Source organism: Collinsella aerofaciens (assembly GCF_015548375.1).
Classification (GTDB): Bacteria; Actinomycetota; Coriobacteriia; order Coriobacteriales; family Coriobacteriaceae; genus Collinsella; species Collinsella aerofaciens_AB.
This window is the reverse complement of sequence record NZ_JADMWW010000002.1, coordinates 179,353-192,093: the sequence shown is the minus strand read 5'-3', so window position 1 is coordinate 192,093 and position 12,741 is coordinate 179,353. Positions and strand designations below refer to the sequence as shown.

The window sequence follows — 12,741 nt, the reverse complement described above, 5'->3', positions numbered from 1 at the left end:
TTGTCGCGAGTTCCGCACGCAAAGGAAAGCACTTAATGTGCTTTCCGTCTTGCGCAGGACTGTAGAGCAGCAAACTTCATGCCCTCCGGTCCGCCCCGGGAGCCACTGCTAAGTTATCCCCCGGCATTCAGAAAATCTAAGTGCCAAAAAATAAGATTTTTTGACTCCGTGTTGTATAACCCGCCATTCGTGGGTACCATTCAACGCGTACGCAAACAAAAAGGGTTAATTCGCGTGGTATAACCGCGCGGCCCAAAAAGGAGGAGACAAGCATGTCGTCTTTGAAGCCGCTTGCAGATCGTGTTCTGGTCAAGCCCGACGAGGCCGAGCAGAAGACCGCTTCTGGTCTGTATATCGCCAGCAACGCTCAGGAGAAGCCGCAGCGCGGCACCATCGTTGCCGTGGGCGCCGGCAAGGTCAACGACAAGGGTGAGCGCATCCCCATGGACGTCAAGGTTGGCGACGTTGTCATCTACGGTAAGTTCGGCGGCAACGAGGTCAAGGTCGACGGCGAGAAGTATCTGCTGATGCGCGCCGACGACATCTACGCTGTCGTCGAGGCCTAGTCTCGTCAGAATCTCTGATTCGTCTTTGAACGCGCCCGCCGCATAGGACTCGGAAGCGGCGACGCGAGTCACATTTCTTTTGGAGGATTACCTACCATGGCAAAGAACATTACGTTCAACACCGATGCCCGCGCTAAGCTTGCCAAGGGCGTCAACACTCTGGCCGACGCCGTTACCGTCACCATGGGCCCCAAGGGTCGCTACGTTGCGCTGCAGCGTACGTTCGGTGCTCCGACCATCACCAACGACGGCGTTTCCGTCGCCAAGGAGATTGAGCTCGAGGACAACATCGAGAACATGGGCGCCCAGCTGGTGAAGGAGGTCGCCACCAAGACCAACGACACCGTGGGTGACGGCACCACCACCGCAACCCTGCTCGCTCAGGCCATCGTCAACGACGGTCTGCGCAACGTTGCTGCTGGCGCTAACCCGCTGGCCATCCGTCGCGGCATCGACAAGGCCGTCAACGCCGCCGTCGCCGAGATGAAGAAGCAGGCCAAGCCGGTCGAGACCAAGGAGCAGATTGCTTCCGTCGGTACCATCTCCGCCGGTGACCCCGAGGTCGGCGAGAAGATCGCCGAGGCCATGGAGGTCGTGGGCAAGGACGGCGTCATCACCGTCGAGGATTCCCAGACGTTCGACATCACCATCGACACCGTCGAGGGCATGCAGTTCGACAAGGGCTATGTCTCCGCTTACTTCGTCACGGATAACGACCGCATGGAGGCCGTGATGAAGGATCCGTACATCCTCATCACCGACCAGAAGATCTCCAGCGTTCAGGACATCATGCCCGTTCTCGAGGCTGTCCAGCGCGCTGGCCGCGGCCTGCTCATCATCGCTGAGGACATCGACGGCGAGGCTCTGCCTACCCTGGTCCTCAACAAGATCCGTGGCGCTCTCAACGTCTGCGCCGTCAAGGCTCCGGGCTACGGCGATCGCCGTAAGCGCATCCTCGAGGACATCGCCGTCCTCACCGGTGGCCAGGCTGCCCTGGACGAGCTGGGCGTGAAGGTCGCCGACATCACCGCCGATATGCTCGGTACCGCTAAGTCCGTCACCATCTCCAAGGACAACACCGTCGTCGTCGGCGGCGCTGGCTCCAAGGAGGCCATCGACGCTCGTATCGCTCAGATCAAGGGCGAGATGGAGAACACCACCTCTGACTTCGACCGCGAGAAGCTCCAGGAGCGCCTGGCCAAGCTCTCCGGCGGCGTTGCCGTCATCAAGGTCGGCGCTGCTACCGAGTCCGAGCTCAAGGAGATCAAGCACCGCGTCGAGGATGCCCTGCAGGCTACCCGCGCTGCTGTCGAGGAGGGCATCGTCGCCGGCGGTGGCGTCGCTTTCATGGACGCTGCTCCTGCGCTCGACGCTGTCGAGATCGACGACCCCGAGGAGAAGATCGGCGTCGACATCGTCAAGAAGGCTCTGACCGCTCCGGTCGCTACCATCGCCAAGAACGCTGGCTTTGAGGGCGCTGTCGTGGTCGACAAGGTTGCCGAGCTGCCCGCCGGCCAGGGTCTCAACTCTGCCAACGGCGAGTGGGGCGACATGATCGAGATGGGCGTCCTCGACCCCGTCAAGGTCAGCCGCGTCACCCTGCAGAACGCTGCTTCTGTCGCCAGCCTGATCCTCATCACCGAGGCTACCGTCTCCGATGTGCCCAAGAACACTCAGCTTGAGGACGCTATCGCTGCTGCTACCGCTGGTCAGCAGGGCGGCGGTATGTACTAAGGCCGACAAGGTCTAGAACTCCCACCGGGAATCCGGGGGCGTGACGGGGCTTCTCTCCGGAACGTCCTCGGACATGCAAAGAGGCTCCGCATCGCGCTTCGCGCTGCGGAGCCTCTTTGCGTCCTGCGGAATGTTCCGGAGAGAAGCCCCGTCACGCCCCCGGATCCCCTGCGTTTACGGCCTTGAGGTCGGCGTGGGCGGAGATCGTGGCTGATGGGGATACGTGTCCCGGTCGCTGTTTCGCGGCTTTGCCGCGAAAGGCGCGTTACTTTGGGACGGGTGGGGAACGTGGTTGTTGCGGTAACTGGTCCCCGCCATAAATTACCCATGGCATACTTGCGCGAAAGCCTACTGGTGCTACACTTGCAATTGCTGTTTCAGGGCGGGGTGGAATTCCCCACTGGCGGTAAATCGGGCGGTGCCAAAGGGGCGCCGTGGAGCAGGCGAGGTGCCTGCGACTGAGCCGATGAGTCCGCGACCCGTGCGTGTGTTGGTTCGCATGCCGGCTGAACTGGTGAGATCCCAGTACCAACGGTTAGAGTCCGGATGAAAGAGGCAGGTGATCTTATGTCTGAACAGTCGCAGCATATCCATTTTGAGAACACGAATAGGTGGAGCACCAAACAGCTCGTTACCATGGCGCTGATGTGCGCCTTGGGCGCCCTGTTTATGTACGTGCAGCTGCCCATCCTTCCTTCGGCGCCGTTTTTGACGTATGACCCGTCGCTGGTGCCGGCGATGGTGTGCGGGTTTGCGTACGGCCCTGGTGCCGGCACTGCCGTCGCCGCCATGGCGATCGTCATCCATGCGCTTACCACGGGCGATTGGGTTGGTGCGCTTATGAACTTGGTTGCTACGCTAGGCTTTATTCTGCCCGCGGCTATCGTCTACCAGAAGATGCACACCTATAAGGGTGCCGTGATTGGCCTGGTGCTCGGCGTCATTGCCGCTACGGCGCTGTCTATGGTCGCAAACCTTACCATTGGCGTTTGGTTCTGGTATGGCTCGGTCGATGCGATCGCCCCGCTCATGCTTCCCGCCGTACTGCCGTTCAACCTCATCAAGACCGTGCTCAACTCGGTGTTGACGCTGGCGGTGTACAAGGCGGTCTCCAACCTCATCACGCCTAAAAAGGACCAGGTCAAAGGCCGCGCATGATTGAGTGTCGGGGCGTTTCCTTTAGCTATGACGGTGCTGCACCGGCGCTCGACGGCGTCGACCTGAACATCGAGGATGGCGAGTTTTTCTGCATCCTCGGTGGTAATGGGTCGGGCAAGTCGACGTTTGCCAAGCACCTGAATGCGCTGCTTCAGCCCGATGCGGGAACGGTGTACGTCAACGGCATGGACGCGTCCGATCCCGAGCTGGTCTACGACATCCGTTCGACTGCGGGCATGGTGTTCCAGAACCCGGATGATCAGCTGGTGGCGACGCTTGTCGAGGACGATGTTGCGTTTGGTCCCGAGAACTTAGGGGTCGAATCGGCCCAGATTGCGCAGCGCGTGCGCGAGGCGCTGAAGGCCGTGGGTCTGGTGGGCTTTAAGCGCCACGAGACCCACGCTCTTTCGGGCGGACAAAAGCAGCGCGTGGCGCTTGCCGGCGTGCTCGCCATGGAGCCGCGCGTGCTCATCTTGGATGAGGCCTCCTCGATGCTCGATCCGCGCGGGCGCAAGGGCCTTATGAAGGCCTGTCACGCGCTGCACGAACGCGGCATGACCATCGTGATGATTACGCACTTTATGGAAGAGGCCGCTGAGGCCGATCGCGTTGCTGTCTTCCAGACGGGCCGCGTTGCCATGCTCGGTACGCCCGAGGAGATCTTGACGCGGGCGGACGAACTCGCGCGGCTGAACCTGGATATGCCGGCATCGTGCTGTCTTGGCAGGGCGCTTCGCGCGAAGGGCGTGCCCATTTGCGCACGGGTGCGCGAGGCGGATATGGTCGCCGATATAGCGCAGGCTTATACCAAGTGGAGTGGGACAGGCATCGCCGGGCGGCCTTTCGCATCCGATTCTCGTATCCCCGACAACGTCTCCTCTGCAATCGATGGCGCAGACGCGCTGGAGCCCGTCATCGAGATTTCGCACCTTTCGTATAGCTATTCGCTGAGCGCCCGCGAGCGCCGTCGCTGGCATAAGCGCTCGGCCGCTGCGGGCAAATCGAACAAACAGGCTCTTTGGGGAAACGACCCTAGCAGTCCGTGGGCACTGCGCGACGTGTCTTTGACGGTGCGCCGCGGCGAGTTCCTGGGGCTAGCAGGCCATACCGGTTCGGGTAAATCCACACTGGTCCAGCACCTCAACGGATTAATCCGCCCGCAGGAGGGGAGCGTTTACGCGCTGGGGCTCGACCTATCAAGCAAGAAAGACGCCGCCGCGGTTAAGGCAAAGGTCGGCGTGGTGTTTCAGTATCCAGAGCGTCAGCTGTTTGCCGAGACCGTGGCACAGGACGTGGCATTTGGTCCGCACAACCTTGGCTTGCCGCAAGATGAAGTCGACCGTCGTGTCGAGTCGTCGCTCTCGCGCGTGGGCCTCGACCTTTCCACGGTCGGCGACAAGAGTCCCTTTGAGCTTTCGGGCGGTCAGCAACGGCGTGTGGCATTCGCCGGCGTGCTCGCCATGGAGCCCGAAGTCCTGGTGCTCGATGAACCCATGGCGGGGCTCGACCCGGCTGCGCGCAGGGATTTCTTAGGGCTCATCGATCGACTCCATCGCGAGGGCCTGACCGTTGTCATGGTTTCGCACAGCATGGATGACCTGGCCAATTGCTGCGACCGCATCGTCGTGATGAACGAGGGCGCGGTGTTTGCCGAAGGCACGCCCGCTCAGGTTTTTGCGCATGCGGATGAGCTTAAATCAATCGGCTTGGGTGTTCCCGCTGCCCAGCGTATGGCGCTGGCGCTTGCGAAGGCAGATGTGCCACTGCGCTTTGACGGCCTCTATACGGTTGAGTCGCTGACAGACGAGTTGGTGGACCTGCTAATCGGTCGCTCGGACGGTCCTTCTAACGTCGCGGACATTGCTAAATCCAAGACGGTCGCGCGAGAGGAGGGCTGCTGATGGAGGCGTTTTCGTTTGGTAGTTACTATCCCGGCGATAGTGCAATCCACCGCCTGGACCCGCGAACCAAGTTGCTCTTGGGCTTTGTGTTTCTGATCACGACGCTCACGGTCAGTGGCTTCCGCGGACTGGCCCCTGTCGCAATTTTCGTCGTGCTGATCTATGCCGTGTCCCGGGTGCCGTTGCGCCGGGTCCTATCATCGATGGCGCCGCTGCTGGCAATCGTCGTCGTGGTCGCGGTGCTCAACTTGTTTACCGATCAGAGTGGGCGCATCTTGTGGCAGCTCGGTTTTCTGCAGATAAGCGAGGGCTCACTGCGTTCTGCCGCCTTTATGGCGTGCCGCCTGACGTTGATGATGGCCGGCATGAGTGCCATTACGCTCACTACGCCGACGCTCGACCTCACCGCGGGCTTTGAGCGTCTGCTCGCACCGTTTGCGCGTGTGGGACTTCCTGCGCACGAGCTCGGCATGATTATGGGTATCGCGTTGCGCTTTATGCCGCAGTTCGCCACCGAGATGAAGCAGACGGCCGATGCGCAGGCGAGCCGCGGTGCACGCGTAACGGGCGGTCCGCTCGGTGGCGTACGCATGCTCGGCAGTGTGGCGATTCCGCTGTTCACCGGCGTGTTCCGTCATGCCGAGACGCTGTCTGCTGCCATGGATGCACGCTGCTATCACGGCGAGCAGGGCCGCACACGTCTGCATGCGCTTGCATTTGGCCGCGGCGATGCGTTGGCTGCGGTGGTGACGGCGCTGCTGCTCATCTGCGTCATCGGCATCAATCTTCAACTTGTTTAGGCGCGATTCGAGCGCAAGAAAGGGGTCCCTATGACCGACAACGACCGCACGGCTCAGCTTGAGCGCGCCTGTTCGTATCTCAGGCGCATTCCGGCGTGGTATCTGGCCACGACCGATGTGGCCGACGGACATCAGCCCCGCGTGAGACCGTTTTCGTTTGCCATGGTCGATGACGGTAAGTTGTGGTTTTGCACGTCGCGCGATAAGGATGTGTGGGCGGAGCTGAGTGCGAATCCCAAGTTTGAAGTATCGGGCTGGAAGCCGGGGGAATGTTGGATCGTGTTGACCGGCGAAGCCGCACTTGAGGACGACGCAGCTGCGAGCGACAAGGTGCGTCAAGCGGGTTTTAAGCACATGGTGGGCATTGGCGAGCAACACGATAGTGCCAACGACGGCCGCCTTGCGTTTTTCTCGGTCCGCAATATCGTCGCCCGCTTCTGTGATATCGACGGCAGCGAGGAGCGCCTGGAGCTCTAGCTCACACAAACCAGGCTCTCAAACTGGCTAGTACAGGAGGAAACGTGGACGGATTGAATACGGTTTTGGAGTATCTGACGTCGGTGCCGGCGTGGTACTTGGCGACGAGCGTGGACGGGCAGCCACATGTACGTCCGTTCTCGTTTGCACAGATTCAGGACGGTAAGCTGTGGTTTGTGACGGCGCGCACCAAAGACGTGTGGCAAGAGCTGCTGCAAAATCAGCGCTTTGAGGCCACGAGTTGGTGGCCGGGCCATGGCTGGCTCATCTTGCGCGGGCATGCGGGTCTGGATGACCAGGCCGCTCCCGATATGCGCGAGGCTGGATGGAAACATCTTGAGCGCTTGAGCGAGCACTATGAGGGGCCTAACGACCCCACGCTCGTCTTCTTTAGCGTGGAGGAACCCGAGGCCTTTATCTGCAATCACGACGAATGGGTGCCGGTCGAGCTCTAAACGAGTCTCTCAGCAAGCTTCGACAATTCAAATTCTCGCATATAGCGGGCCCCACATTGCAACGTCACCGTAAGGTGCACTGGGTAATATGGGGCCCGCTCCATTTGTCAATTCCTTCAAGCGAATGTGTCGGGAATGTTTCAATGCATGAATATGCAAGCCATTTACGTATTCATGCATCTTTTGGTGCTAAAGTTTCAACCCACTTCATAACGACCGCTGCGAAATGCGCATCGGTGCATAAATCGCAGATAAGGAGTCTGATATGTCTTTGAAGGTTGGAATCGTCGGCGCGGCTGGATATGCCGGAGCCGAGCTCATTCGCCTCGTGCTCGGTCATCCCGAGTTTGAACTTGTCGCCATTACGTCCAACGCCGATGCCGGCCAGCCGTTGTCTGCGGTGTACCCGAGCTTCACCGGCGTAAGCGATCTTGTCTTCACGACGCATGATGCCCCCGAGCTCAAGAACTGCGACGCGGTATTTTTGGCCGTGCCGCACACCGCCGCCATGGCGCAGGTGCCCGCCCTGCTTGCCGCAGACGTTTCCTGCTTTGATCTTTCGGCCGATTACCGCCTGAGCGATCCGGCCGTGTTTGAGGCATGGTATGCCGCCGAGCACACGAGCCCCGAGCTACTCAAGACACGTGCCTTCGGCCTGCCCGAGCTGTTCTGCCAGGACTTGGAGACCGCTGCTTCCAGCCATGCTGCTGGCAGGCCCGTGTTGGTCGCCTGCGCCGGCTGCTATCCCACCGCAACGAGCCTTGCTGCCGCTCCTGCCGTGCGTGCGGGCTGGGTGGCCGAGAACGGTCCCGTGATTGTCGATGCCATCAGCGGTGTGACGGGTGCCGGCAAGTCCTGCAACGCTCGTACGCATTTTTGCAGCGCCGACGAGAATTTGGAGGCCTACGGCGTGGGCAAGCATCGTCACACGCCCGAAATCGAGCAAATCCTTGGTCTAACAGATCGCGTCGTCTTTACCCCGCACCTGGCACCCCTCAAGCGCGGTCTACTCTCTACGGTAACGATGCCGCTTGCGCCGCAGGCTATCGATACCTTGATCCTTGAGGACGTTGTCGACTATTACAAGCAGTTCTACGCTGGACGCACCTTTGTGCGCGTGCTCGATGCCGGCCAGCAGCCCAAGACGGCTTCGGTCGTCGGCACCAACGCCGCCCAGATTGGCCTTGCGTTCAACAAGCGCGCGGGCGTGCTGGTGGCGACGGGCGCCATCGACAATTTGTGCAAGGGCGCTGCGGGCCAAGCAGTCCAGTGCGCCAATATCGTCTTTGGCTTTGACGAGCGACGAGGCTTGCCCACAGTGGCGTGCCCGGTGTAGCACATTCGATTGTTAACGATTTGGTAGTCGGGCATCGAGTGGGGCGCCACTTTTAAGCTGGTCTCATGATTGCGACTGGCATGGCGCACCAACCGATGTCCGTTTTTTGTTTGACATAAGGAGTCATAAAGACGATGAATACCGACCTGATTGATATCAAGATTCGCGCCGTCGAGGGTGGCGTTACGGCAGCGGCCGGCTTTAAGGCCGCAGGCATCCATGCGGGATTCCGGAAGAATCCCGAGCGCTTAGACTATGCGCTCGTCATGCCCGATAAACCCTGTCCCGGCGCCGGCGTGTTTACGACCAACCGCTTTTGCGCGGCGCCCGTGCAGGTGAGCCGTGCCAACCTGGGCGGTGCGGACAAGGGCTACGGTATCATCGCCGGTGTTTCAATCAACTCCGGCAACGCGAACGCCGCCACGGGCGAGACCGGCCTTGCCTGCGCGCGCGAGACCTGCAACATCGCATCGCAGGTTATCGGCTGCGAACCCCAGCAGATCCTGGTTGCCTCCACGGGTGTGATTGGCCAGATTCTGCCGATCGACACGTTTGAGACAGCCATTCCTGCTGCCTACGAGGCGCTCTCCGCCCACGGTGGCGCCGATGCCGCTCGCGCCATCATGACGACCGACACGCACTCCAAGGAGTACGCCGTGTCCTACGTCAGTGAGGCTGCGGGTCATGCGGGCAATGTCTATACGGTAGGCGGCATGTGCAAGGGCTCGGGCATGATCATGCCCAATATGGCCACCATGATCGCAGTTATCACCACCGATGCCCCCGTCGAGCCTGCGGCACTTCATGCCCTGCTGCTCTCGACCGTCAAGCAGACCTTTAACAAGGTAACGGTCGATTCCGACACCTCGACCAACGACACCTGCATCATGCTTGCCTCCGGCGCCGCTGCCGCAGATGCCGAGCCTATCGTCGAGGGCTCCGATGCCTTCGACGAGTTGGCATTTGCCGTGCACGAGGTGTGCGAGAGCCTGGCGCGCAATATCGCCGCCGATGGTGAGGGCGCATCCAAGCTTGTTACGGTCAACGTTACCGGAGCCGCCAACGACGAGGAAGCTGATATCGCCGCTCGTGCCGTTGCCAACTCGCCGCTCGTTAAGACCTGCATCGCCGGCCACGACTGCAACTGGGGCCGCGTTGCCATGGCGCTTGGCAAGTGCGGCGTGAAGTTTAATCAGGAAGACGTTTCCATCGACATGATGGGCATGCCCGTCTGTCGCGACGGTCTGACTGTTCGCTTTGACGAGGACGAGGCTCTACGACGTTTCGAGGCGCCCGAGATCGTGATCTCGGCCGACCTGGGCGCAGGCGACGCGGCAACGACCGTGTGGACCTGCGACCTCACGCATGAATACATCTCCATCAACGGCGACTACCGTTCCTAGATTCCAGGCACGCTGCGCATCTTGCCGCGATTGCGGACAGCGGAGCACGGCGCGATAACGATACGAAAGACGAGGCAGATTATGAAATTCGCACGCGATTGTCGTTCGAGCGAATCCAACGAAGCAACCGCGCAGCTGCTGTTCGAAGCGCTGCCGTGGATTAAGAACCTGACCGGCAAGACGGTTGTTATCAAATATGGCGGAGCCGCCATGGTTGATGAGCAGCTGCGCCGCGACGTGATGAGCGACATCGTTTTGCTCAAGATCATCGGTATGCGCCCCGTCATCGTGCACGGCGGCGGCAAGGCTATCAACGAGGCGCTGAGCCATTACGATATTCCCGTCGAGTTTAAGAACGGCCAGCGCGTGACCACGCCGGCGACTATGGATATCGTGCGCGAGGTGCTGGGCGGCAAGGTTAACCAGGAGCTGGTTGCTGCCATCAACCACCACGGCAACCTGGCCGTGGGCGTGTCGGGCAGCGATGCCGGCACGCTCATCGCCGAGCCGCTCGACCCCGAGCTCGGTCGCGTGGGCAAAGTGATGCACGTCAACACCGACTATATCGAGCGCTTACTCGATAGCGAGTACATCCCCGTCATCGCTACCGTCGCGGCGGGGGAGGACGGCGGTTTCTTCAACATCAACGCCGACACCGCCGCCGGTGCCGTTGCCGCGGCGCTCCACGCGCATAAGGCGATCTTTTTGACCGATGTCGATGGCCTGTACAAGGACTTTAGCGACAAGGACTCGCTTATCTCCAACCTAACGCTCGACGAGGTTAACGAAATGCTCTACGGCGGCGAGGTCGATAAGGGCATGATTCCCAAGCTGCGCGCGGCCGTCGATGCGCTTACCGGCGGCGTATTTCGTGCCCACATCATTAACGGTACTACGCCGCATTCGCTGCTCCTGGAGCTGCTGACCGATGCCGGCGTCGGCACCGTGATCCATTCCACCGAGACGGCTTACGAGTTCGATACGCATCCGCATCCGCTTTCGACGTTTGCTGCGCGTCTGACCGAAAACCTTGACGAGGTCGAGAAGCTTCAGACGGTCTAGCTGACCCGCAGCCGCCCCATTCCTCCACCCATAGCCCCGCGCCGTCTGGCGCCCAACGAAAGGCATCCCATGTCACTTGCAGCTCAGCAATCGCTTGAATCCCATTACGTTATGCATACCTTTGGCCGCTCTCCGGTCGAGTTTGTCGAGGGTCACGGCATGAAGCTCACCGGCGACGATGGCCGTGAGTACCTCGACTTTCTTGCCGGCATCGGCGTGTGCAGCCTAGGTCATGGCGACCCGGCTGTGCTCTCGGCGCTCGAGGCACAGACCAAAAAGCTCATGCATGTCTCCAATTACTTCTACATTGAGCAGCGCGGACAGGTCGCGGCGCTGCTGTCCAAGCTTGCTAACGACGACGTAGATGGTGCGCGCGTGCTTGCCGATGCCATTGCCGCCGGCGATGAGACCACGGCAGCTGCTCTTGGTGCCCCGGCTGCGGATGAGCAGGTTTGGGAGACCTTCTTTGCCAACTCTGGCGCCGAGGCCAACGAGGGCTCGATGAAGCTCGCGCGCCTGTACGCCAAGCGTGCCGGTAATGGCGGCAACACCATCGTGTGCATGCGCGGCGGCTTCCACGGCCGTACGCTCGAGACCATTGCCGCCACCATGCAGGATTGGCTGCAGGACAGCTTCCGCCCGCTGCCGGGTGGCTTTGTGGCCTGCACGCCCAACGATGTCGATGAACTGCGTGCGATCTTTAAGCAGCTGGGCAGTGAAATATGCGCTGTAATGCTCGAACCGATCCAGGGTGAGAGTGGCGTGCACCCTATGACCGAGGAGTTTATGGCGGCAGCGCGCGACCTGGCACACGAAGTGGGCGCCGTGCTTATCGCCGACGAGGTCCAGTGCGGCATCTTCCGCTCCGGCAAGCCATTTGCGTTCCAAACCTATGACGTGGAGCCCGACATCATGAGCCTTGCCAAGGGCATTGCCGACGGCGTGCCCATGGGTGCCGTCGTGGCAAAGAAGGAGATTGCCGACGTGTTTAAGCCGGGCGACCATGGCTCGACCTTTGGCGGTAGCTGCTTGCCCATCGCGGCGTGTGCCGCGACGCTCTCCGCGCTTGTGCGTGGCGATTATGCCGAGCATGCTGCCAAGGTGGGCGCCTATATGGAGCAGGCGCTGGCTAAGCTTCCGCATGTGGTAGAGGTGCGTGGCCGTGGCCTGATGCTCGGCTGTGATTTGGATGATGCCGCGGGTGACGCACATGATATTGTTGCCCGCGCGCTGGCCGCCGGTGCCGTGATTAACGCTACGGGTGCTCATACGCTGCGTTTCTTGCCGCCGCTCGTCTGCGAGGAAGCCGACGTGGACAGTCTGATCGAGATCCTGTCGGGTGTCTTGGGCTAACGCAGCGTAATAACTCAATTTGGATCGGGTTCCGGACTGCTGGGTGTGTCATATGCGGCATGATTTGGCGATCCGGAGCCCGTTTTGTTGCTGATTTGCGATGGTCAAAAGTCCCTCTGGTCAAAAAATGCCAAATATGAGTACGGGCACTAATTCTGTAGCATATAAATTAGACACAATTTGACGAATTGGACCGCATATGTCCAGTTTTGCTGTCAGAAAACATGCTCATCTGGACCGTTAGCCGTTGCTTTGATGTCAGATTTGCCCTTTGGGACCTCGAAAATGCTGTTACAAAAGAGGTAGCAGTACTCATATTTGGCATTTTTTGACCACTGCCCTTGAAACGAGTGAGCTGTGGGGTTCGAATCCCTCTGCGATGGGCCCAAAAAAGAAAGGCTCCCATTGCTGGGAGCCTATCAAATCAGTGGTGGGCGATGAGGGATGTCCGCGTGCGGCTGGCGCCGCCCGCTTCCGCTTCGGGCCTGCGGCCCTC

The 12,741-nt window shown here is 60.5% G+C and carries 11 protein-coding genes and 1 riboswitch; all 11 genes read left to right on the top strand.

Annotation, left to right across the window (positions count from 1 at the left end; all coding sequences use genetic code 11):
- Positions 1-272: 272 nt before the first annotated feature.
- The 11 genes from groES to I1969_RS02085 all read left to right on the top strand — a co-directional run bounded on the left by groES (position 273) and on the right by I1969_RS02085 (position 12,245).
- The gene (gene groES, locus I1969_RS02135) at positions 273-566 is read left to right on the top strand and encodes a co-chaperone GroES (protein ID WP_022094351.1); all 294 of its coding nucleotides are present in this window, start codon (positions 273-275) and stop codon (positions 564-566) included.
- 96 nt (positions 567-662) lie between these two features.
- Positions 663-2,300: a chaperonin GroEL gene (gene groL / locus I1969_RS02130; RefSeq protein WP_006234938.1), complete on the top strand. Its 1,638-nt coding sequence runs from the start codon at positions 663-665 to the stop codon at positions 2,298-2,300.
- Positions 2,301-2,669: 369 nt separating this feature from the next.
- Positions 2,670-2,862, top strand: a riboswitch (FMN riboswitch).
- A 5-nt stretch (positions 2,863-2,867) separates the two neighbouring features.
- Entirely contained in the window at positions 2,868-3,458 is a 591-nt protein-coding gene (locus I1969_RS02125; protein ID WP_229028197.1) for an ECF transporter S component, read from the top strand.
- The gene (locus I1969_RS02120) at positions 3,455-5,359 is read left to right on the top strand and encodes an energy-coupling factor transporter ATPase (protein WP_195232445.1); all 1,905 of its coding nucleotides are present in this window, start codon (positions 3,455-3,457) and stop codon (positions 5,357-5,359) included. Before I1969_RS02125 ends, I1969_RS02120 begins: the two co-directional genes overlap by 4 nt.
- Positions 5,359-6,159 (top strand): energy-coupling factor transporter transmembrane component T family protein, encoded by an 801-nt coding sequence (locus tag I1969_RS02115; protein ID WP_195232443.1) that lies wholly within the window; start codon positions 5,359-5,361, stop codon positions 6,157-6,159. Before I1969_RS02120 ends, I1969_RS02115 begins: the two co-directional genes overlap by 1 nt.
- Positions 6,160-6,189: 30 nt before the next feature.
- Positions 6,190-6,636 carry a pyridoxamine 5'-phosphate oxidase family protein gene (locus I1969_RS02110; RefSeq protein ID WP_195232441.1) on the top strand — a complete coding sequence of 149 codons (447 nt, stop codon included), beginning with the start codon at positions 6,190-6,192 and terminating at the stop codon, positions 6,634-6,636.
- A 44-nt stretch (positions 6,637-6,680) separates the two neighbouring features.
- The gene (locus I1969_RS02105) at positions 6,681-7,091 is read left to right on the top strand and encodes a pyridoxamine 5'-phosphate oxidase family protein (RefSeq protein WP_195232439.1); all 411 of its coding nucleotides are present in this window, start codon (positions 6,681-6,683) and stop codon (positions 7,089-7,091) included.
- A 265-nt stretch (positions 7,092-7,356) separates the two neighbouring features.
- Complete coding sequence (argC, locus tag I1969_RS02100; RefSeq protein ID WP_195232437.1) at positions 7,357-8,427, top strand: N-acetyl-gamma-glutamyl-phosphate reductase; 1,071 nt, start codon at positions 7,357-7,359, stop codon at positions 8,425-8,427.
- A gap of 134 nt (positions 8,428-8,561) precedes the next feature.
- Positions 8,562-9,830, top strand: coding sequence for a bifunctional glutamate N-acetyltransferase/amino-acid acetyltransferase ArgJ (gene argJ, locus I1969_RS02095; RefSeq protein ID WP_195232435.1), 1,269 nt, complete (start codon positions 8,562-8,564; stop codon positions 9,828-9,830).
- 81 nt (positions 9,831-9,911) lie between these two features.
- On the top strand, positions 9,912-10,892 hold the full coding sequence (gene argB, locus I1969_RS02090) for an acetylglutamate kinase (protein WP_195232433.1): 981 nt from the start codon (positions 9,912-9,914) through the stop codon (positions 10,890-10,892).
- Between the two features lie 69 nt (positions 10,893-10,961).
- Positions 10,962-12,245: an aminotransferase class III-fold pyridoxal phosphate-dependent enzyme gene (locus tag I1969_RS02085; protein WP_195232431.1), complete on the top strand. Its 1,284-nt coding sequence runs from the start codon at positions 10,962-10,964 to the stop codon at positions 12,243-12,245.
- Positions 12,246-12,741 lie beyond the last annotated feature (496 nt).